At 38.0% G+C, this 22,984-nt stretch carries 19 protein-coding genes; 15 read left to right on the top strand and 4 right to left on the bottom strand.

Going from position 1 to position 22,984, the window contains the following annotated elements; translation table 11 throughout:
* Positions 1 to 17: 17 nt before the first annotated feature.
* The 4 genes from GHI93_RS01850 to GHI93_RS01835 are packed head-to-tail and all read right to left on the bottom strand — an operon-like array spanning position 18 to position 3,656.
* Complete coding sequence (locus GHI93_RS01850) at positions 18 to 971, bottom strand: siderophore ABC transporter substrate-binding protein (protein ID WP_153495062.1); 954 nt, start codon at positions 969 to 971, stop codon at positions 18 to 20.
* Between the two features lie 23 nt (positions 972 to 994).
* On the bottom strand, positions 995 to 1,747 hold the full coding sequence (locus GHI93_RS01845; protein WP_153495060.1) for an iron ABC transporter ATP-binding protein: 753 nt from the start codon (positions 1,745 to 1,747) through the stop codon (positions 995 to 997).
* Complete coding sequence (locus GHI93_RS01840) at positions 1,744 to 2,700, bottom strand: iron chelate uptake ABC transporter family permease subunit (protein WP_153495058.1); 957 nt, start codon at positions 2,698 to 2,700, stop codon at positions 1,744 to 1,746. Before GHI93_RS01840 ends, GHI93_RS01845 begins: the two co-directional genes overlap by 4 nt.
* Positions 2,697 to 3,656, bottom strand: coding sequence for an ABC transporter permease (locus GHI93_RS01835; RefSeq protein WP_153495056.1), 960 nt, complete (start codon positions 3,654 to 3,656; stop codon positions 2,697 to 2,699). The genes GHI93_RS01840 and GHI93_RS01835 overlap by 4 nt, the downstream gene beginning before the upstream one ends.
* Before the next feature lie 324 nt (positions 3,657 to 3,980).
* Between GHI93_RS01835 and recR the strand changes: the two genes are divergently transcribed.
* The 15 genes from recR (at position 3,981) to GHI93_RS01760 (ending at position 22,943) form a co-directional block, all read left to right on the top strand.
* On the top strand, positions 3,981 to 4,577 hold the full coding sequence (recR, locus tag GHI93_RS01830) for a recombination mediator RecR (RefSeq protein ID WP_343030296.1): 597 nt from the start codon (positions 3,981 to 3,983) through the stop codon (positions 4,575 to 4,577).
* 130 nt (positions 4,578 to 4,707) lie between these two features.
* The gene (locus GHI93_RS01825) at positions 4,708 to 5,655 is read left to right on the top strand and encodes a D-alanine--D-alanine ligase family protein (protein WP_153495052.1); all 948 of its coding nucleotides are present in this window, start codon (positions 4,708 to 4,710) and stop codon (positions 5,653 to 5,655) included.
* Between the two features lie 105 nt (positions 5,656 to 5,760).
* Positions 5,761 to 6,543, top strand: a complete 783-nt coding sequence (gene proB, locus GHI93_RS01820) for a glutamate 5-kinase (RefSeq protein ID WP_153495051.1) — start codon at positions 5,761 to 5,763, stop codon at positions 6,541 to 6,543.
* Positions 6,521 to 7,756 (top strand): glutamate-5-semialdehyde dehydrogenase, encoded by a 1,236-nt coding sequence (locus GHI93_RS01815; protein ID WP_153495049.1) that lies wholly within the window; start codon positions 6,521 to 6,523, stop codon positions 7,754 to 7,756. The genes proB and GHI93_RS01815 overlap by 23 nt, the downstream gene beginning before the upstream one ends.
* Before the next feature lie 144 nt (positions 7,757 to 7,900).
* Positions 7,901 to 8,635: a MurR/RpiR family transcriptional regulator gene (locus tag GHI93_RS01810; protein WP_153495047.1), complete on the top strand. Its 735-nt coding sequence runs from the start codon at positions 7,901 to 7,903 to the stop codon at positions 8,633 to 8,635.
* A 358-nt stretch (positions 8,636 to 8,993) separates the two neighbouring features.
* A complete protein-coding gene (locus GHI93_RS01805; protein WP_246176992.1) occupies positions 8,994 to 10,658 on the top strand; it encodes an ABC transporter substrate-binding protein in 1,665 nt (554 codons plus the stop codon).
* A 76-nt stretch (positions 10,659 to 10,734) separates the two neighbouring features.
* A complete protein-coding gene (locus tag GHI93_RS01800) occupies positions 10,735 to 11,859 on the top strand; it encodes an ABC transporter ATP-binding protein (protein ID WP_153495045.1) in 1,125 nt (374 codons plus the stop codon).
* Entirely contained in the window at positions 11,856 to 12,836 is a 981-nt protein-coding gene (locus tag GHI93_RS01795; protein WP_153495043.1) for an ABC transporter permease, read from the top strand. Before GHI93_RS01800 ends, GHI93_RS01795 begins: the two co-directional genes overlap by 4 nt.
* 2 nt (positions 12,837 to 12,838) lie before the next feature.
* The gene (locus tag GHI93_RS01790; RefSeq protein ID WP_153495041.1) at positions 12,839 to 13,828 is read left to right on the top strand and encodes an ABC transporter permease; all 990 of its coding nucleotides are present in this window, start codon (positions 12,839 to 12,841) and stop codon (positions 13,826 to 13,828) included.
* On the top strand, positions 13,825 to 14,883 hold the full coding sequence (locus GHI93_RS01785) for an ABC transporter ATP-binding protein (protein ID WP_153495039.1): 1,059 nt from the start codon (positions 13,825 to 13,827) through the stop codon (positions 14,881 to 14,883). Before GHI93_RS01790 ends, GHI93_RS01785 begins: the two co-directional genes overlap by 4 nt.
* Before the next feature lie 87 nt (positions 14,884 to 14,970).
* Positions 14,971 to 17,115, top strand: a complete 2,145-nt coding sequence (locus tag GHI93_RS01780) for a glycoside hydrolase family 3 N-terminal domain-containing protein (RefSeq protein WP_153495037.1) — start codon at positions 14,971 to 14,973, stop codon at positions 17,113 to 17,115.
* Positions 17,112 to 18,569 carry a 6-phospho-beta-glucosidase gene (locus GHI93_RS01775; RefSeq protein WP_153495036.1) on the top strand — a complete coding sequence of 486 codons (1,458 nt, stop codon included), beginning with the start codon at positions 17,112 to 17,114 and terminating at the stop codon, positions 18,567 to 18,569. The genes GHI93_RS01780 and GHI93_RS01775 overlap by 4 nt, the downstream gene beginning before the upstream one ends.
* Positions 18,570 to 18,786: 217 nt before the next feature.
* Complete coding sequence (locus GHI93_RS01770; protein WP_153495034.1) at positions 18,787 to 19,722, top strand: ROK family protein; 936 nt, start codon at positions 18,787 to 18,789, stop codon at positions 19,720 to 19,722.
* A 64-nt stretch (positions 19,723 to 19,786) separates the two neighbouring features.
* Positions 19,787 to 21,145 carry a UDP-N-acetylmuramoyl-tripeptide--D-alanyl-D-alanine ligase gene (locus tag GHI93_RS01765; protein WP_153495153.1) on the top strand — a complete coding sequence of 453 codons (1,359 nt, stop codon included), beginning with the start codon at positions 19,787 to 19,789 and terminating at the stop codon, positions 21,143 to 21,145.
* Positions 21,146 to 21,290: 145 nt separating this feature from the next.
* Complete coding sequence (locus GHI93_RS01760; protein WP_153495032.1) at positions 21,291 to 22,943, top strand: peptide ABC transporter substrate-binding protein; 1,653 nt, start codon at positions 21,291 to 21,293, stop codon at positions 22,941 to 22,943.
* The last annotated feature ends 41 nt before the right edge of the window (positions 22,944 to 22,984 follow it).

Below are 22,984 nucleotides of genomic sequence, written 5' to 3'. Positions count from 1 at the left end.
GATTTTTTTAATGAAATTTATTTTAAGGCTTTTTCAACATCATTAAGCATTAATTGTGTGGATTCAAGACCACCACCACTTAAATACCATACACCAGGATCAAGTGCAATGATTTTCCCTTTTTGACTCGCAGTGGTTTGTTTGATTAATTCATTTTTAGAAAGATTAGACCCGGTATCATCCCCACCAATGGCTTTTGTTCGATCAATGACGAAAATAACATCTGGATTTTTTTCTAGGACATATTCATAAGATACACTTTGACCGTGAGTGGATGGTTTGATTTGATCATCAATCGCTTTAAAACCAAAGGTATCATTAATGATGGCAAATCTTGTTCCTTTTGCAAAGGCAGAAATCTGACCTTCATTAAATAAAAGCGTTAAGGTATTTAAATTGGATTTTGAGGCTTTCGATTTGAAAGCATCGATTTCAGTATTTAAAGTATTGAGTTGTTTTTTCGCTTGCGTTTCTTTTCCATAAATCTGGGCTAACGTCATGATATTTGTTTGAGTGGAACTCCAGATTTTACTTGGATCAATAGATAAATCTAAAACTGGTGCGATTTTTTCTAATTCAGCTTTGAAACTTTCTTGTCGAGCTGAAATAATGATAAGGTCAGGTTTTAAAGCATTAATTTTTTCTAAATCAGGTTCTTTAAGTCCACCAACACTTGCAACAGCTTTGAAACTGTCAAGATATTTTGGCAGATTTTTTTGTGCTACTCCAACAACAGAGCTGCTTTCTTTTAGTGCTTTGATGGTATCTAATGAACCATTATCAAAAACAACAACTTTTTTTGGATGAAGCGGTACGGTCAATTGATTTTTGCTGGCGTCGGTTACTTTAATGGTCTTAGTGCTGGGTTCTTGAGTGGATGGTTGTGCTTTTTTTGTTGGTGCACAGGCGACAAGTAAACTAGAGAAGAAAAGCATTGCAGTGAGTGTGGCGATTATTTTAAGTTTTTTCATCATATTTTTCCTTTATTCATGATTTAAAAGTAAAGACAGAATTTTTTTCCATCAATTTCTTGGATACGAATGGTCATGCCATAGAGCGACGCTAAGACGTCTGTTCTGATGAGGTCGTCAGTTTTGCTTTGCATAAAGATTTCACCAGATTTCATAGCGACGATTTCATCTGCAAAACTGGAAGCAAAATTGAGATCGTGTAGTACAATAACAACTGTTTTTCCATGTTTACGAACCAAGTCCTGTAAGAGCTGCATCATCTGGAGAGCAAAATTCATATCAAGGTTATTAAGTGGCTCATCAAGCAAGATATAATCAGTATCTTGTGCCAGAATCATGGCAATGTAGGCGCGTTGAATTTGACCACCAGATAAGTTTTGAATGTTTTCGTTAGCAATTTCAGCTAAGCCCAAATGATTCATCGCGTTTTGAATAAGTTCAAGATCAGTTGGAGTAAGATGTCCTTTTGAATAAGGGAACCGTCCAAATGCAACAAGTTCTTGGACGGAAATTTGCATGTTTAGCTGATTCATCTGTTTTAAAATGGCTAGTTTTTGAGCAAGAATGTCTGTTTTAAATTGATCGAGCGTTTTTCCATCAAGAGAGATTTTTCCTTGATCATAGGAAGTTAATCTACTCATGCAAGATAATAATGTTGATTTTCCTGCACCATTTGGTCCAATAAATGCGGTCAATTTTCCTTTTGGGATGGTGAGTGAAATATTTTTTAAGATTTTCTTTTTTCCGAATGATTTTGATAAATTTTCGATTTTCAAATGGTGTTGTTCCTTCTTTCGTAGAGAATTTGACCAATAAAATAACAGCCGCCAGTAAATTCGATGATGACGTTGAGTGTGGCATTAAAACTAAAAAGATGTTCTACTAGAAATTCGCCAAAAATCAAAAGTAGCGTTGAAACGAGACTGGCACAAAGAAATAATAGCCGATGCCGGTGGGTTTTCATCATTTGATAGGTAATGTTTACGCTGATAAAACCTAAAAAACTTGTGGGGCCGACAAGCGCAGTCGATAGTCCTACTAAACTACTGATGGCAAATAATGTGAGGAGCTGAAGGGAGCGTAATTTTATTCCGAGATTCACGGCTCTATCATTGCCTAAGTTTAGGACATCCAATTTTGGCGCTATAATAAAGAGGAGGAGGCAAAAAATTAAAATGAGAATGGATGCTACGAGTAGATGGTCTGCTTTGACATTGCTAAAATTTGCAAAAAGTTTATTTTGCAAGTGATCGTATTCATTGGGGTCAAGAAGGACTTGCATAAAACTGCTGGTATTATTGAAAAATGTACCTAAAATCATTCCAATCATGAGAAACAAAAAGAGATTTTGATTAAATTTTTTGATTAAAAGAAAGGCAAGACTTGTGCTGAGGAAAACCATTGAAATCATGCTGAGAAAAAAGCTTAAAAGACTGTTGGTTTGGGTGAGTTGCTGACTTGCGAATAAAAAAAGTGTGCTGGTTTGAATGAATACGTAAAGTGCATCAATGCCAAGAATACTTGGGGTAAGTAATTTATTTTGCGTTAATGTTTGAAAGCTGATGGTTGAAAAACCGCAGGCGATTCCTACTAATATAAAAGCAAGTATTTTTTTTCCTCGTAAAATCAGTGCAAAATCAAGATTACCATAGGTTTGATAGGTTAAAAAAAATAAACAAGATGAAATCAAGAGCAAGGATAAAAAGAAGAGGATTATTTTTTGTCTCATGAAGCATACCTCCGATTTTCTTTGATGAGCATGCCAATAAAGCAAATACTTCCCAAAATTCCTGCAATCAAACTTGCTGAAATTTCATAAGGTGCGATAATAACCCGTCCAATCATGTCGCAAGTTAAGAGAAAACAAGCCCCAAAATATGCCGTCAGAGGAAGATTTTTTTTCATTTGATCTCCAAATTTTAAGCTCACAAGATTAGGGATGATGATGCCTAAAAACGGAATATTTCCTACGCTTACAAGGACAATACTAGAGGAAAGCGAGAGGATTCCAATGCCTAAAATCAACATTCTTTGATAGGGAATTCCTAATCCTAATGCCATATCTTGACCTGCTCCCATGATGGTAAAGTGATGGGCAAAGGTGTAAATGATGAAAAATAACGGAATAGACAAGTAGAGTAACTCGTAAGATCCTCGTGTGACCGTAGAAAAATTTCCTTGGAGCCACGATCCCATGTTTTGTAATAATTGATAGCGATAGGCAAAAAAAGTGGCCACACTTCCAATGATATTTCCAAACATGATTCCAACTAATGGAATTAAAATGATGTTTTTTTGTGGCAAATAGCGCGATAAAAGTAAAAATAATCCTGTGCCAATGAAAGCAAAGGCAAAAGCAACAGCTGTCCGAGTGAAAAGCGAGGCATTTGGAAGAAAAATCATCACAAAAACAATGCCTAACTTCGCACTGTCAATGGTACCTGTCGTATTTGGTGAGACAAATTTGTTTTGCATGAGATTTTGGATGGTCAATCCTGCGATACTAATACTTGCACCTGCAATAATTAAGCTTAAAGTTCTTGGGAGACGTGAGGCAAGAAAAATGAGGTGATCTTGATGTGTCCACGTTTCTAAATCAAAAAGCGGGAGATGGGCGATGCCAATGAAAATTGAGGAGATGATGAGGATAAAAAAGAAAATGACGCATCCTATTTTTTTAGTCAAAAATCCCTCCTTTCAATGTCAGAAGATTTAAGAATGATATTCTTGATATAAATGTAAAAAACTTTTGACATTTATATTAAACCATAAAGCTCTTATTTTAGCAATAGTCAGAAATTATTAAAATAATAAATTAATTTTACAAAAGTTGTAAATTAAAGTCTTTTATGACAAAAAGAAAGAAACTGAAGTATTTTAAAGCACAATCCTTTGGATGAGGAGAAAATGCGTTAAAAAACGAGGTCAGAGTTTTCGAGTTATGCTATAATTTAGTATAAGTTTTCTTTTGTTCGTCAAAAAGAAAAAATGAAGAGTGAGGAATGTATTGTGTATTATCCAGAACCGATCGCGAAGTTGATTGAGTCGTTTTCAAAATTGCCGGGAATTGGGCAAAAAACGGCGACACGCTTGGCTTTTTATACCATTGGAATGGAAGATCAAGATGTCAATGAGTTTGCTAAAAATCTGCTTTCTGCTAAACGGGATTTGCACTTTTGTTCGATTTGTGGCAATTTGACGCAGACAGATCCTTGTGAAATTTGCTCTGATCAAACGCGCGATCAGTCCATTATTTTGGTAGTTGAAGAGCCTAAAGATGTGCTTGCAATGGAAAAAATTCGGGAGTATCGCGGGCTTTATCATGTGTTACATGGGACCATTAGTCCAATGAATGGGATTTCTCCTGATGAAATCAATGTGAAGTCATTGATTACAAGACTGATGGATAGTTCGGTTGAGGAGATCATTATTGCGACAAATGCGACATCAGATGGTGAGGCTACGGCGATGTATCTTGCACGGATGATAAAACCTGCAGGAATTAAGGTCACGCGATTAGCACGTGGACTTGCTGTCGGATCTGATATTGAATATGCTGATGAGGTGACATTGTCAAAAGCGGTTGAAAATCGATTGGAATTATAAAAAAGCTGATAAAATGAATGAAAAATGTTAAAATAAAAGTGTATTTTTGTCAGTGCGATTAAATTTTTTGCTTGATCCTGTGTTTTGTTTTTTAAACGTTGGGACTGACAGTTTTAAATTGGAGAAATAAATGAAAATAATTGTATTATTTGGTGGTTTGAGTCCAGAAGCTGAAGTTTCAGCTTCTTCAGCAAAACAAATTTCTGAACATCTTGAAGCAGCGGGTCATCAAACGGTCGCTTTAAATTTAAATGGAAATTATAAACAGGTGGCTGATTTTGAGACGTTATATGAGATGAAAGAAGACTTAAAAGCTGTCAGTACTGACAAGAATGTAGAAATTACTCCTGCAACACTTGAACTTGCTAAATTGGCAGATATTTGCTTTTTGGCGACGCATGGTGGCATTGGTGAGAATGGACAGCTGCAAGTTTTATTAGAATTAAATAAAATTAAATTTACAGGGAATCGTTTTTTGAGCACTGCTGTTGCGATGGACAAAACGTTATCAAAACGTTTGATGCGTGAGAATAAAGTTGGACTCGCAAAAGAATATCACGCACAAGAAGTTTCAGAAGCTGCATTTCCTTTGGTGGTCAAGCCTAATGCGTCAGGATCCAGTATTGGGGTTTATTTTCCAAAAAATATGGACGAATTTAATCAGTTGGATTTGACAGATGCTTTGATTGAGCAACAACTTTTTGGGAGAGAATTTTCTGTTGGTGTGATTGATGGTGTGGCGCTCCCACCGATTGAAATTGTTGTGACAAAAGGTTTTTATGACTATCAGTCAAAATATAATACGGGTTTTGTTCAAGAAATTTGCCCTTCTGATATTTCAAATGCGTTAGATTTGAAATTACGCGCGGCAGCGCAATATTGTCATGAACAAATCGGTTTTGAGGTTTATTCGCGTGCGGAGTTCATTGTGGATCAAGAGGAAAAAATTTGGTTCATTGAATCAAATTCAATTCCTGGGATGACTCCAACGAGTCTTTTACCCCAAGAAGCAGCAGTTGTTGGCATGAATTATACGGCATTGTGCGAAAAAATCATTGAATTAAGTTTAAAATTATAAAAAGAGATGTTCTGTCAGTACTGACAGAACTTTTTTTGTTATAATTGATTAAACTAAAGCCATCATGTAAAAAGTGGTGAGTACTGACAAGTAGAATGTGAAAAGATGAGAAATTTAGAAAAAATTAATCGGTTGGTGATTAAAGTCGGCACTAGCACATTAACTTATGAAAATGGAAGTTTAAATTTGAAACGCATTGAAGCATTGACGCGCGTGATTTCTGATTTAAAAAATTCAGGAAAACAGATTGTTTTGGTCAGTTCTGGTGCGATTGGTGTTGGCGCACAAAAGTTGGGACTGAACCATCGTCCAAAAACTGTCATGGAAAAACAAGCCGCGGCAGCGATTGGACAAACGCAACTCATGGAGATTTATGATGAATTTTTTCGACGATATAATCATTTGATTGGACAAGTTCTGCTGACGCATTTGGTTTTGACGGATCGAAAAATGCACAATAATGCGGTGAATACGTTTCAAACGTTACTTGAGTATGGTGCGATTCCGATTGTCAATGAGAATGATACAGTCGTGACAGATGAGATTCTTTTCGGGGACAATGACACACTATCCGCTCATATCGCAAATATGGTTCATGCAGATTTGCTGATTATGCTGACAGATATTGATGGACTTTATGAGGAGAATCCCAACGATAATCCGCAAGCAAAATTGTTATCAGAAATTTCTGTCATTACTGACAGCATTAAAAAGATGGCAGGAGGAAGTTCATCTAATCGTGGAACAGGTGGGATGCAAACCAAATTAGAGGCTGCTTGTATTGCCCAAAAATCACACACAAAAACGGTCATCATGAGTGGCGATGATCCAACAAAAATTTATGGCCTTTTAGAAGGAGAACACATTGGAACTTATTTCGATTGCTGAGCAAGCAAAAAATGCGAAAACCGCAAGTGACATTCTTGCAAATTCAAGTATCGAACAGCGCAACAGCGCACTTTTTGCTATTGCAGAAATGCTTGAAAATAATATGGATTCTATTTTAGAAGAAAACAAAAAAGATCTTGATCGTGCTCAAAATAGTCCGATGTTAGATCGATTAATGCTTGATGAAGCGCGCATTTTAGCCATCGCAGATGCAGCGCGAAAAATCACGACCTTGCCCGACATTCTTGGTACGGTTGATCGGATGTGGCAACGTCCTAATGGACTTAAAATTGGACAACAGCGTGTCCCACTTGGACTTGTGGGAATCATTTATGAAGCACGTCCAAATGTTACAATTGATGCTGCAGTGCTTTGCATCAAATCTGGGAATGCGTGTTTGTTGCGTGGCGGCTCAGACGCACTTCATTCAAATCTTGAACTGGTTCGATTAATGAAATTGGCCCTTCAAAAAGTGGGGTTGCCTGACCAAGCAGTCGAAATCATTGCAGATCCTTCTCGTGAAAGTGCGATGAAAATGATGAAACTCAACCAATATTTGGATGTTTTGATTCCACGAGGAGGGTCAGGATTAATTAAATCTGTCGTTGAAAATTCAACCGTTCCTGTTATTGAAACAGGATCAGGAAATTGCCACACGTATATTGACGAATTTGCCGATTTGGAGATGGGATTAAATATCTTGCTCAATGCGAAAACGCAACGTCCATCTGTTTGCAATGCTTGTGAGAGTCTTGTTGTACATGCCAAAGTCGCAGCCGATTTTTTACCAATGCTTGAAAAAAAGAGCGGACATCTCGAACTTCGCGGAGATGAGCGGACTCGAAAATTGATTTCCTGCTTGCCAGCCACAGAAAAGGATTTTTACACTGAATATAACGACATGATTTTATCCATCAAAATTGTTGATAGCTTGGATGAAGCCATTTCGCACATCAATGAACACAGTACCAAACACTCTGAAACGATTGTCACAAAGGATTATAACAACAGCCAAAAATTCCTACAACGCATCAATTCTGCTGCAGTTTATGTCAATGCTTCCACACGATTCACTGACGGTTTTGAATTCGGTTTTGGAGCAGAAATCGGCATCAGTACTCAAAAACTCCACGCTAGAGGCCCAATGGGGCTGTCAGCACTGACAACAACAAAATATATTATTTATGGCAATGGACAAATCCGAGAATCATGAGCATTGGACTAAATATCTAAATTTCGCTACCGTTTTAAAAGTTAAGAATTTTTGCTTTTTGCTGTTTTATTGGATAATTCAATGACGATATGATAATATAAAGAATGATACATCCGCTTTATTAACGTCTGATGAGGAGAAAAAATGGCATTTTTAGGAAAAGTTGATTTTATGACACTTTCAGAAACCGAACGTGTCATTTATAGATATTTATCTGATAATTACGAAAAAATTCCGATTTTGCATATTCGAGATATCGCACAGGAATCTCACGCTGGAACTTCTAGTGTGATGCGGTTGATAAAAAAATTAGGCTATACTTCCTATCCAGTTTTTCAAGCATTTATCCAAGAAAAACAACGAGAAACCTTTCTTAATATGGATTATTTTGATCTTTTATCCACAAAAGGCTATCCGAAAGAACTGGTTGAAAAATGTCAAGATTTAGTTTTTGAAATCTTACGCTCTAAAATTATTGTCTTTTTAGGGCTAGGATCAAGCGGAAGTATTTGTGATTATGCAGCACGTCGGTTTGCCACACTTGGATTAAATGCACTCTCGATTACGGATCCAACTTATCCAGTAGAATCCAGATTATCAGAAACCAAAAGAAATTTGATCATTGCCATATCGATTTCTGGTGGGACAAGCGAAATCTTTGAAATCCTCCAACGCTTAAAACCTAATGCTGAAGATTGTATCGCTTCTATTACTCCGAGCCAAACCAGTGATATTGGTAAAATTAGTCATATCTCTATCAATTATGAGATAGAAGAGCGCAGGGTAAATCTTCATGGCGATTTAACAAGTCAAATTCCATCTCTTTTTATCATAGAAACCTTGTCAGAAATGATCTATGAAAAAATGATGACACCTTAAATGGAACAAAAAATAAAAAATTGGAACAAGATGTTGTAGATTTAAAAAAATAATGAGAGAATCGATTTTGAAATTGCGATTGTTAAGCGATTTCAAAATCGATTTTTATTTTTTAATCTCCTGAAAATGACAAATGATTTTGACATGGTACCAGAGTTGTGAAAACGTTACCAAAAGCGTAGAAAAGGATTGACTCCTGAATAAAAAAGAATATAATTAGTTTTGTAATCATCGTGACTGTTACTAAAGGAACACCCTGCTTTCACAATAAAAGCAAGAACTTCCTTTATATTTTTTCACAATGATAAAAGCGGTTACAAATTAGTAAATCTATTGTTTTCATTAGGAGGAAGCAAAAATGAAATTATGGAAAAAGATTGCACTCGGAAGTGCAACTGTTCTCGCAATCACAAGCTTGGCTGCATGTGGTTCAGGTGCTAGTGGCAGTAAATCTGGTACAGCTGCAAATGGACACGTGTTGACGTTTGGTAAACCAGATGGTCCCCAGACCAATAACTCGAATCCATTTTTAGGGACTTCTGCAGCAGCTGTGCAAGGATATCGCTTTGCCATTTATGAACCTTTGGTTCAAGTTAATGACATGGTTCCTACACAAAAACCAGAAGGTTGGCTTGCAACAAAGTGGGAATGGAACACTGATTATACGCAAGTGAAATTCACAATTCGCGACGGAGTAAAATGGTCTGATGGTCAGAAGCTCACTGCAAAAGATGTGGCTTATACATTCAATCTCATCAAAGATAATGCCGCTTTAAATACAGGTTCTATCCCTTTTGGAGATATTTCAACATCTGGAAATGTAGTAACGATTAACTTTACATCTAACCAATTTGTACATACACAAGCAATTTATCAACAATTTATTGTTCCAGAACACATTTGGAAAAAACAAAATCCTTCAAAATTTACAAATCAAAATCCAGTTGGTACAGGACCTTATGTTTTAAAATCATGGTCCACTCAAGGGGTAACACTGACAGCAAATCCAAACTATTGGGGAGGAAAAGTCAAGGTACCAACGATTCGCTATATCGAATATAATGACAATACTGCTCTGACAAATGCGATGACTTCAGGAAAAGTAGATGATGGTTTTGTTTATATCGCAAATTATAAAACAGCTTGGCTTGGTAAAGATAAGGCCAATAAAGCTTGGTATCCTTCCACTTTAGGAAATACAACACTCTTTCTCAATAACGAAAAAGGAGCTTTCTCAGACCTTGCCTTCCGTCAAGCAGCTTCTACTGTGATTGATCGTGAGCAACTTGCAAAACAAGGATCCGCTGGTGCTTCAACTCCTATTTCTTCAGTGACAGGGCTCCCTGAATCAGGAAAATCATTTATTGCAGATGATTATAAAGGAAAAACATTCAAAACAAGTCTCTCAGATGCTAAATCAATCTTGACGAAAGCAGGTTATACAGGTGTTGGAACAAAAGATGGTTTGAAAGATACTAAAGGAAAAGTAGTTTCTGTGATGTTGACTGACCCAGCAGGGTGGTCTGATTATGATACAGAACTTCAATTGATTGGGTCAGAACTCCAATCTTTAGGAGCAAAAGTAACTGTACAAAATCCGTCTTATGATACGTGGAATGATCAAATTGCTAAAGGTAATTTTGATGGAGCACTTCACTGGACGGATTCAGGATTTACACCATATAATATCTATCTTGATAGTATGGACCAATCGTTCTACAAACCTCTTGGTCAATCTGCTAACTACAACTTTGGTCGTTTCCAATCTCCTGAAGCAACAGCTGCGCTTAAAGATTATGCAAGTGCGACTTCCGATGCACAGCGGACAAAAGATTTAGCAACCATCCAAAAAGTTTATGTTGAACAAACTCCTGTTATTCCTGTCCTTGAAGTTCCACTTTGGTTCAATTATACGGACAAATACTATACAGGTTGGCCAACAGAATCAAATCAATATATGGATCCAAATATGACTGCTGCAGGTTTCACAAAAGTTTTAACGAAACTTCATGCAGTAAAATGACATAAGGTAACAAATAGTAAAGAAAGGTTCCTTTGGAACCTTTCTTTACTAGATTTTATAGATAAGGAGTATAGCATTGTCAGAGACCAATAATGAAAAAATAAACGAACAATCATCTGATGAGAGTCCCGTTTTAAGTGCTAAAAATATTGTGAAGCATTTTCCTGTAGGTGGTTTGAAGAGAGGGAAAGTCGTTCATGCAACTGAGGATGTGAGTCTTGATTTGTATGCTGGAAAGGTTGTTGCGCTCGTTGGCGAATCTGGATCAGGGAAATCTACTATTGCAAAATTATTAAGTCAGCTTGTTCCGATTACAAGTGGAACAATTGAATTGAATGGCGTTGAAGCACATGCGGCTTCTGGTCGTAAGTTTAAAGAATATACGAATCAAGTTCAAATGATTTTTCAAGATCCATTTGGATCTTTAAATTCTATTCACACCATTCGATACATTCTTGGACGTGCCCTTCAGATCCACAAGAGAGGATTACACGGTGCAAAACTTGAAGGAGCAGTCATTGAACTATTGCAACGCGTTAAATTAACCCCTGCAGAGCGCTACATTGATAAGTTTCCGCATGAACTCTCAGGAGGACAGCGGCAACGGGTTTCGATTGCACGTGCTTTAGCAGCAGATCCAAAAGTGCTTCTCGCAGATGAGCCAATCTCTATGCTTGATGTCTCAATTCGTTTGGGAATTCTAAATTTATTAAAAGATTTGAGAGATAATGAGGGAATTGCTATTTTGTATATCACGCACGATGTTGCGTCTGCTCGTTATTTTGCCGATGAAACACTTGTGATGTATGCAGGAAGAGTCATTGAACGTGGCAAGTCAGAAATGGTGACACAACACCCTTCACATCCTTATACTGATTTATTAGTTAATTCTGCGCCAGATCCAGATTCGCTTAATGCCTTACGTGGTGAAGCGCATGGTGAGGCACCAAGTTTGATTGATCCCCCATCAGGATGCCGCTTTAGAACAAGATGTCCATTTGCGACAGATTTGTGTGCACAAGAAGTTCCACCAACAGTGAAAGCAGCGACAGGGCAAGAAGTGGCATGCTGGCTTTATACAGATCATCCAGGAGCAATGGTAAATATCGGAAATAAGGGAGATTTGAAAACCATTCACGATATGGAATTACCCACAGATGTGAAAGAAAAAATCGCTCAAAATAAGGAGGTCCACTCATGAAATTCTTTATTCGTCGGGCAATATTCTATATTGTTACCGCATGGGCTGCAGTAACATTGAACTTTTTTATCCCAAGAATGATGCCAGGAGATCCTGTTCAAGCACTGATTGCAAGGTATCAAGGACAAATTTCTGTCAATGCAGTAGCCTCATTACGTCGCTTGTTTGGGATGGATGTTCATGAAACGTTATGGCAACAATATATTGATTACTGGGTTAAACTCTTTCATGGAAATTTAGGAGTATCGCTTCAATCATTTCCAACACCAGTTTCTACTATCATTTCTCAATCGTTACCTTGGACGCTTGGATTAGTTGGACTTGCTACAATTATCGCCTTTTTAATTGGGACAGTCATCGGGATTGTTTTGGGATGGCGCCGTGGCACAAAATGGGATGCTTTAATTCCAATTACGACATTCTTTTCATCTGTTCCTTATTTTTGGATTGGACTGATGGCGATTTCGATTTTTGCAACTTCTCTTCAATGGTTTCCACAAGGAGGATCTTATTCTATCGATGCTACTCCTGGATTAAATTGGACATTTATTTCATCCGTTTGTTATTATGGATTCTTACCAGCATTAACAATTGTGTTAAGTTCAATGGCAGGATGGATTTTGGGAATGAGAAATATGATGGTCACGGTATCTTCTGAGGATTATGTTACTGTAGCTCATGCTAAAGGATTGAGAGAATCTAGCGTCATGTTTCGTTATGCTTCAAGAAATGCTATTTTACCTCAAATTTCAGGTTTTGCACTTTCGCTTGGATTTGTTGTTTCTGGGACATTGGTTATGGAACAAGTGTTTAATTATCAAGGGATCGGTTATCGTTTATTACAAGCGACAAATAACCATGATTATCCATTGATGCAAGGAATATTTCTTGTCATTACGATGTCAGTTTTAATTGCAAATATTGTAGCTGATATTGTTTATGCATTCCTTGATCCACGGACAAGAAAGGAGGGATAAAAATGAGTGAAAAAACAAATGATTCAAAAGTTCAAAAGAAACAGCACATGGTTTTTTTGAGAAATACAAAATCTATTATTGGATTGAGTATCTTTTCGTTCTTTATCTTAGTTGCGATTTTTGGACCCCTTATTGCACCGTTTGATCCAAATAAAACGTCTCCTCTAGCAAATGCTACACCTTCTTTAACCCATTTATTGGGGACAACGAATGTAGGACAGGATATTTTTTCACAACTTGTCATTGGGACTAGAGGTGTGATGGTCGTTAGCTTATCTACTGGTGTTATTGCAACTGTCTTGGCAGCAATCGTTGGTGTCTCTGCAGGGTTTTTATCGGGCTGGGGAGACGAGTTGCTATCCATGATGACCAATATTTTCTTAGTGATTCCTGGTCTTCCACTGATTATCATCATTATGGGAACATTAACAAACGCAGGGCTTGCTGCAATCATTCTGGTCATTTCGTTTACAGGTTGGGCTTGGGGCGCACGTGTGCTCCGCTCTCAAACCATGTCTTTACGAACACGAGATTTTGTTGAAGCGGCAAGAGCAAGTGGGGAATCAAGATGGAGAATTATCGTTTTTGAAATTTTGCCCAATTTAACGGCTATTTTGGCCTCAACGTTTATTGGAACGGTTACAGCAGCAATCATGTCTTTGGTAACATTATCTTACATTGGGATTATTCCTCCTTCGGATTGGTCGTGGGGTACGGTACTTTATTATGCACAAAATAACGGAGCATTCACTTCAGGACAATGGTGGTGGTATGCACCAGCAGGATTATGTGTGGCCTTTTTAGGGATGAGTTTAGCTTTGATTAATTTTGGAATTGATGAATTTGTAAATCCGCGCTTGCGTAATACGGGGATGAACGCTAAATTACTTAAAAAACGAGGCATTCGTCCAAGAGTAGGATTTACTCCAATTGCAAACATAACAGTGGATAGTAGTGGGAAAAAAATGAACGAGAAGAAAGGACAATCATGACAGATTTTTCAAATGCAGAACCAGTTCTTGAAATTAAAAATTTAAGTGTGGATTATGGCTTTACAGAAAGCGCTGCTCATGTTTTACGTGGAGTCAATCTGACGTTGCACGAAGGAGAGGTCCTTGGGTTAGCGGGTGAATCTGGTTGTGGAAAATCAACTTTGGTTTATGGTGCGACTCGACTTTTACCCCCTCCTGGTTTGATTACTGGAGGAGAAGTTTGGATTAAAGGAACAAACGGTGAACGTCGTGATTTATTAAAATTAACGGATAAAGCACTGCGTGAACAACGGTGGGTGGATGAAGCTGTCGTTTTTCAAGGTGCGATGAATTCACTAAATCCAGTATATCGTGTGGGCCATCAAATTAAAGATGCAATCCAAGCCCATCGTCCTGATTGGGATAAGCAAAAACTTCAAAATCGTGCAGTCGAATTGATGGACATGGTTGGAATTTCACCGGATCGTTTAGAATCGTTTCCTCATCAACTCTCTGGTGGAATGCGTCAAAGGGTCATGATTGCGATGGCGTTGGCTTTGGAGCCGAAAGTCTTGATTATGGATGAACCTACGACAGCACTTGATGTTGTCATGCAACGTCAAATTGTGCAACAAATCACGGATTTACGTAAAAAATTAGGTTTTGCTGTTATTTTCATCACACACGATATGTCACTCTTGATTGAAATTGCAGATCGGATTGCAATTATGTATGCGGGACAAATCATTGAAGACGGTCCAGCGATGGATTTATATAATCATGCACGACATCCTTATACAAGAGGTTTGATCAATTCATTTCCTCCATTGCATGGACCACGACGCGAACTTGGTGGAATTCCGGGAACTCCGCCAGATATGGCGACATTGGGAGATGGTTGTCCATTTGCTGATCGCTGTGCGTATGTCCATGAAGCCTGTCATAGCTATGAGGTTTCTTTGAAAGAAACGGGTCTTTTGGGAGATCGAAAGCAGCATGTCGTTGGTTGTTTGCTTTATGAGGAATTGAAGAAAGGAAAAGGACTCCCTGAAGCATTGGCGAAAGAGAGAATTTAATAAAATGCGCTAGAATAAAATGGTTTCCTCCTTTTAATTTTTCTAGCGCTTATTTTTTAGAAATAGTGAAGGAGTATGGCAAATTAAATGGATGAAGTAGCCTTAATAAATTTATTTAAGTCAATGACACTCGAAGAAAAATTGGGACAGATGTCTCAAACAACAGGTGAGTATTTTGTCGGGGAAAAATTTCCTGATGAGTTGGTAGTGACAGGACCTTCTTTAGAAGAATTAGGATTGGATGCTGAGCAATTATATACGGTGGGTTCAGTTCTTGGAGTGTCAAGCACTCAAGCCATCAATGCGGTTCAAAGGGATTATTTGGAGAAAAGTCGCTTAAAAATTCCGTTGATGTTTATGCACGATGCGATTCATGGGTATCGGACGATTTTCCCGATTCCACTTGCGTTAGCAAGTACTTTTGACAAAGAAATCGTGGAAGAAGTGGGAAAATTAACTGCTCAAGAACTTAGAAGTTCTGGGATTCAAGTTGATTTTTCTCCAATGGTGGATCTGGTTCGTGATGCACGTTGGGGACGTGTGATGGAAAGTTTTGGAGAAGATGCTTATCTTTCTGGGGTGCTTGGAGGTGCGATGATTGAGGGGTATCAAGGAAGTCAGGATGGATGGATTGATTCTAATGGTGTTGTGGCGTGTTTAAAACACTTTGCTGCTTACGGAGCGCCAGATGGAGGACGAGATTATGCGAGTGTAGATATGAGTACAAAAGAATTTTTTGGAGCGTATGCTAAGCCTTATGAACTTGCTTTAGGGGCTGCTCCTAAAATGGTTATGGCCTCTTTTAATTCACTCAATGGCGAACCTGCAACAGCGAGTACTTATTTATTGGACGATGTTTTAAGAAAACGTTTTGGATTCAATGATTTGATTATTTCAGATTGGGGGGCTGTTTCTGAGCTGAAAAATCATGGAGTTGCATTGGATGATGAAGCGGCAGGACGACTTGCTTTAAACGCTGGAATTGAAATCGAGATGGTTTCAAATGCGTTTTTGAAATATGGAGAACATTTTACAAAGCAATCAAAGCTGATGTTAAAAAAGATTGATCACGCAACTTTAAAGATTTTGTATCTGAAAAATGAATTAGGACTTTTTGAGCATCCTTTTGCGGATGAAATGAAAGAAAAATCAGTTGTCAGAGCTGACAGAATGATTGAAAGTGCTAGAAATGCGTCAAAAGCTTCTTGCGTATTATTGAAAAATGATAACGAAATTCTACCAATGTCTGCTATAGAGCCAATTTTGATTGTGGGCCCATTTGCAAAAACAAAAGCACTCCTTGGGAATTGGAATTGCAAGGGACGGCTGGATGAGACAATTTCAGTTGAAGAGGGATTTTCTCACTTGGCAGATCGGGTGTTCGCTTATGAATACTTGGATGAGGTCCCAGAAGCGATTTTAGCAGAAGTTACAAAAGTCATTGTAACGATTGGAGAAGTCTGGGATCGCTCTGGAGAAGGACATTCATCAGCAAATTTAGAGATTCCAAGTGCACAGCAAGCTTTGATTTATGATATCAAAGCTTTGGGGAAAAAAGTAATCGGAATAGGGTTTTCAGGACGTCCGATGGCTTTAGAATCTGTGATTGATGCGTTGGATGGACTACTTTGGAGTTGGTATTTGGGCAATGAAGCAGGAAATGCGATTGCGACGTTGATGCTTGGGTTAGAAAGTCCAACGGGACGTTTGCCGATGAGTTTTCCTCGTGTCACAGGTCAAACCCCGCTTTCCTATAATGAATTACGCTCAGGTCGTCCTGCAAATGAGAGTACTTATAGTAGTCGTTATCAGGATGTAAAAATTGGCGCACTATATCCATTTGGGTACGGGTTGCGCTATGGTACAGTTCAATTGACAAATGTTCAGTGTTCTGATACGGTCATTACTGATCAAAAAGTGGTGGATATCCAGTGCGATATAGAGAATGATAGTGATTATGACACGCAAGAATCTGTTTTGCTATTTATGGAAGATCCAGTAGCAAAACTTGTACGTCCTGTGCGAGAATTGATTGATTTCAAGAAAGTGGTGTTGAAAAAAGGGGAGAAAAAGACACTTTCATTTTCTGTCAGTACTGACAGCCTTTCTTATTACAATAATCAAGGAGAAAAAACACTTGAAAATGGGAAAATTAACTTTTACATCAATGATCTTTCTCATTTGGTGGCAAGTATTGAAGTGAAAAATGAAGAGGAGCACATACAAAAATGAAAAAAAAATTTCCAGAGCATTTTTTGTGGGGTGGGGCAGTTGCTGCGCACCAAATTGAGGGAGGATATGACCAACAAGGACGTGGATTATCTTGCGCAGATGTGATGACTGCAGGAAGTAATGGTGTGGAACGTGAAATAACACATGGAATTGTTGAGGGGAAGTATTATCCTAATCATGAAGCGATTGATTTTTATCATCGTTACAAATCTGATATCAGACTGTTTAAAGAGCTCGGATTAAAAGCTTTTAGAACATCCATTTCTTGGAGTCGTATTTTTCCAAATGGAGATGATCATGAGCCAAATGAAGGTGGACTTCAGTTTTACGATGATTTATTTGATGAATTATTAAAAAATGGGATTGAACCTGTGATTACACTATCCCATTTTGAGATACCTTATCATCTTTATGAAGTATATGGTGGGTTCAGAAATAAGAAGTTGATTGATTTTTTTGTCCGATATGCGCAAGTTGTGATGCATCGCTATAAAGATAAAGTTAAATACTGGATGACATTTAACGAAATCAATAATCAAGCAGATGGACAGTCAGATCTACATGCGTGGACAAATTCAGCAATCCAATTTGAAGAAGGTGAAAATCGTGAAGCCGTCATTTTTCAGGCGGGATTAAATGAATTAATTGCTTCAAGTAAAGTGGTAAAATTGGGTCATGAGATTAATCCTGATTTTCAAATCGGATGTATGATGGCTTATGTACCAGTTTATGCTTACACCTGCCAGCCGACAGATCAAATGGCGTCAATCAAAGTGATGCACCGTCGTTATTTTTATAGTGATGTGCATGCACGTGGGCGAATTCCGCATTATATCTTAAAATATTGGGAAAAAAAGCAGTATCATATTGAGTATAATGCTGAGGAACTTCAAGCTTTGCGTGAAGGTTGTGTGGACTTTATTGGTTTTTCATATTATATGTCTGGCGCGGTAACGACCGTTGATGAGCTTGATGGACACGACATTACTGATTTTCCACATGCTAAAATGAGTCAAAATCCATATATCAAATCCAGTGATTGGGGATGGGCGATTGATCCTGTTGGACTTCGTGTGGTGTTGAATTTGATTTATGAGCGGTATGAAAAACCCTTATTTATTGTTGAAAATGGATTTGGTGCTTATGATCAAAAAATGGCAGATGGTGCAGTTCATGATCGCTATCGCATTGATTATCTCAAACAGCACATTGAGCAAATGCAAAAAGCAATTGATGAGGATGGGGTTGATTTGATGGGATATACACCTTGGGGGATTATAGATTTGGTCAGCTTTGGTTCTGGAGAAATGGAAAAACGATATGGCATGATTTATGTGGACAAAGATAATCAAGGCCATGGTAGCCTTGCACGCAGCAAGAAAGATTCTTTTGAGTGGTATAAAAATCTCATCGCAGAAAATGGGTGGACAAAAGAAGAAGGAATGGAGCATTGATACAGTGGGATACTGTTCAATGTCAATGTAAATTCTAGGAAGAATGATGTGCTTTTCCCGTCAACAAAAGTCGACGTTATTGCAATTTGACCAGTCTGTTTGAGAAATCGTGTGAGCATTTGAATGTTAAGTTTCACGCTGATTAGAAAGTCAAAAAAGATTACAAACATTGAGTTCGCTCTCTCAAAAGTCGAACGCTTATCATAAAAGGAGAAAAATGTATTTAGCATTTGATATTGGTGGCACATTCATCAAATTTGGTGTGGTGGATGACACTGGAACAGTCTTTGAAAAAGGTAAAATGAGAACGCCCCAGACACAAACACCGTTTCTGTCAGCACTGACAGAAAAAGTTGAAGCCCTCAAAACGCACTATGACGTTTGTGGGATCGGAATTTCAGCGCCAGGAACACCAGATCAGTCTGGTGTTATGGTTAATTTTGGCGGTTTAAAAGAAATGTATGGTTTGGCGCTTCAAGAAAAACTGTCAGCGCTGACAGCTCTTCCTGTCAAAGTTGAAAACGACGTCAACGCAGCAGCAATTGCTGAAAAGTGGCTTGGTGCTGGTCAGAACTATTCCAACTATATTGTCATGGCACTTGGGACAGGTGTTGGTGGGGGTATTGTCATTAATGATGCCCTTTATCGAGGGGGACACGGCATTGCTGGCGAATTTGGATGGAACTTAACGAGCGGCATCACACCTGTTGGAGAACTCGAAGAAGTATCACAAAATATGAAATCAGCTGCTGTTTTAGGGTTACTCAACAGCTATAATCAAGCGATGAATTCTATTCATCATGGTGATTTTGAAAAATTGACAGAAGCGCGTGAAGTTGTTGACTTGGTGCAGTCCAATGACCCTATTGCAGCGCTGGTCTTTGATCAATTTTTGACAGACCTTTGTGTGAATCTTATGAATTTGACCGCAAGTTTTGATCCTGAAGTAATTCTGATTGGTGGCGGTATTTCTGCCAATGATTACTTTATGGAGCGCTTAGAAAAAAAGTGGTTTGAATTGATTGACCGCCATTTTGCACTCCATCGAATTAAAAATCAAGGCTTACTTACTAAGATTGAGCGCTGTGCCCTTAAAAACGACGCTGGAATGCTCGGTGCAGCTTATGCCATCAAATCAGCACTCAAAAACTAAATTTTCCAATCTGTCAGTACTGACAGATTTTTTATTCGCTAAAAAGTGTTATAATAAAATCATCATGAAACTCACAATAAAAGAAATTGCACACGTCATCCATGCAAAAAATGATTTGTCAGCACTGACAGATCAAACCATCCAACACATTGAATTTGATAGTCGCTTGATCAGCTCAGGAGATCTTTTTCTCCCACTCAAAGGAGCAAGAGACGGACATGATTTTATTGAAACAGCTTTTCAAAATGGCGCAATTATTACGTTTTCGGAAAAAAAAGTTCCCTACCCTCATTTATTGGTAGAAGATAATCTTTTAGCATTTCAAACGCTCGCAAAATATTATCTCGCAAAACTAGCACCCACAGTCATCGCAGTTACTGGATCAAATGGAAAAACAACAACGAAAGACATGATAGCTAGCGTTTTGAGTGAAAAGTTTTCTACCTACAAAACGCAGGGCAATCACAATAACGAGATTGGTCTACCCTATACGATTCTCCACATGCCAGATGCCACACAAAAGCTCGTCTTAGAGATGGGAATGGATCATCCAGGTGACATTGATTTTCTCTCACGTCTTGCGAGCCCCGATTTAGCAGTGATTACACTGATTGGTGAAGCTCATCTGGAATTTATGGGGAGCCGAAAAAACATTGCCAAAGGAAAAATGGGGATTCAAGCAGGCTTAGGCATTGAAAATGAACTGATTGCTCCAGCAGATCCAATCATCAACGCATTTATTTATGACAATCAAAACATCACTCGATTTGGCAGTGGCGAAAAACTTTCACTCACAAAACTGGTCGAACATAAAGAAAAGCTAAGTTTTAACACAAATTTTTTAGAAGAAACAATCACAATCCCGATCCCAGGAAAGTATAATGCAACAAATGCGATGCTTGCAGCCTACGTCGGACTCAAAATGGGATTAAGTGAAAAAGAAATTAAAAAAGGATTAGCAACCGTTCAATTAACGAAAAATCGTACAGAGTGGAAAAAAGCAGCAAATGGCGCAGATATCTTATCAGATGTCTATAATGCCAATCCTACCGCAACACGTCTCATTTTAGAGACCTTTCAAACCATTTCTCCCAATAAAAATGGGAAAAAACGTGTTGTTCTTGCAGATATGCTTGAACTTGGACAATCCTCTGCTGAACTTCACGCCCACCTGCTTGACCACTTAGATTTTGAGTGTTTAGAAAAAGTGTATCTTTATGGCCCTTTGATGAAAAACCTCTATACCGCTGCTCATGGAAATCCCGCAGTTGTCTATTTTGAAACGCGAGATGACCTCACACAAGCCATAAAATCAGACCTTCAACCTAATGATCAGATTTTATTTAAAGGCTCAAACGGCATGAAACTCTTCAAAGTGGTTGAAACCATCGAAAAAAATTCCCCTTCATCTCATGTCTCCTAAAAAAGATTCAGTTTCATTGAAACTGAATCTTTTTTGTTTCGCTTTACTTGACAATAATAATGATTAGATGTAAAATACAGAACATATAAAATGTTTTGAAATTATTCAGTAAATTTTATTTTTTTATAAAAAGGAGCACAATCATTTGGAAAAATTAAAAATAGTAAGTCTCTCAGCACTCTCTCTTCTTGCAATCGCAACTTTAGCTGCATGTGGAAATAACAAAGCATCAGAAAAAAATATCACGTTCTCCATCCCAACAGATGTTGCAACGCTTGATCCAACGATCGTCACAGACCAATATTCCTATAACGTCATTGGAAATGTTGAAGAAGGGGCTACACGTGTGGATAAAAATGGTGATGCTGCACTAGCCTTAGCCAAATCCATTACCTCCTCAAGTGATGGATTGACTTATACCATCACATTAAAACCTAATCTCAAATGGTCAAATGGAGATCCATTGACGGCACAGGACTTCGCATATGCTTGGCGACGGGCAGTAGATCCAAAAGTTGGATCAGAATATGCTTATTTAATGGGAGCAATTGAAAATGCAAACGATATTTCAGCAGGAAAATTAGACCAATCAAAGCTTGGGGTCGAAGTGAAAAGCGATACACAATTGACTGTAAAACTCTCCTCTCCCACACCATACTTCAAGTTCCTCCTCTCAGAGCCTGTCTATTATCCACTCGATGAAAAAGTCGTAGAGAAATACGGAAAATCTTTTGGAACAACCTCTGATAAGATGGTTTATAACGGTCCATATATGTTCAAAGCATCAAAAGGATGGACAGGAACAAACAAAAGTTTTACCATCTATGCGAATAAAAATTATTGGGATAAATCAAAAGTGAAATCCAAAGCCATTGATTTTCAAGTGATTGCTAATGCAAATACAGGAGCACAACTTTACAAACAAAAGAAATTAGATTTTACTTTACTTCCCACTACAGATCTCATCACCGCAAACAAAGAGGCTAAAGGATTTACAGTATTTAAGCAAGCACGGACAGATTATGTTGAATATAATCAATCCAATAAAGGGGCGACAAGTGCAGAAGCTCAAAAAGCACTAGCCAACGAAAAAATCCGTGAAGCACTTAATTTAGCAACAAATCGCGCTGCAATCATTGAAAATGCACTACCGTATTCAACCGTTGCCACAAGCTTTACACCAGTAAAATTAAGCAAAACAAAAACAGGCGAAGATTTTTCAAAATATGCTCAACAAGGCTATAAATATGATGTCACAGCAGCTAAAAAACTCTGGCAAGAAGGACTTAAAGAAGTAGGATTGACTCAGCTCACCTTAAGCTTTGAAGCCGCATCAGATCTCGCACCATCAGCAGCGACCGCAAATTATCTCCAAACATCGTATGAAAAAAATCTCCCAGGACTTAAAATCAACCTGAAGCTTGTTCCATTCCAACAACGCTTACAAGATCAGCAAAATCAAGCATTTGACATGATTTTATCAGGCTGGGGCGGAGATTATGCGGAGCCTTCAACATTTTTACAACTTTTTGTAACAGGACAATCCTATAATTCGGGGAAGTTTTCTAGTGCAGATTATGATGCTGCCTATAAAGCAGCTTCCACTGTCCCTGATGTTTTGGATCAATCTAAAACAGATCAAGATTATAAAAAAGCAGAAACTGTTTTATTTGAACACTCCTATATCAATCCGATTGATTTCCAAGCAAGTCCAGCACTTCTTAACCCAGATGTGAAAGGATTTCAATTCCATTCTACTGGATTAACCTATGATTTAAAAGAAGCATATCTAAAATAAAAAAGAAACAGCACATGAATATTACAAAAATGCGCTGTTTT

Source organism: Lactococcus hircilactis (genome assembly GCF_009601015.1).
GTDB classification, from domain to species: Bacteria; Bacillota; Bacilli; order Lactobacillales; family Streptococcaceae; genus Lactococcus; species Lactococcus hircilactis.
The sequence above is the reverse complement of the archived record's forward strand: the minus strand, read 5'-3'. Positions and strand labels throughout refer to the sequence as shown.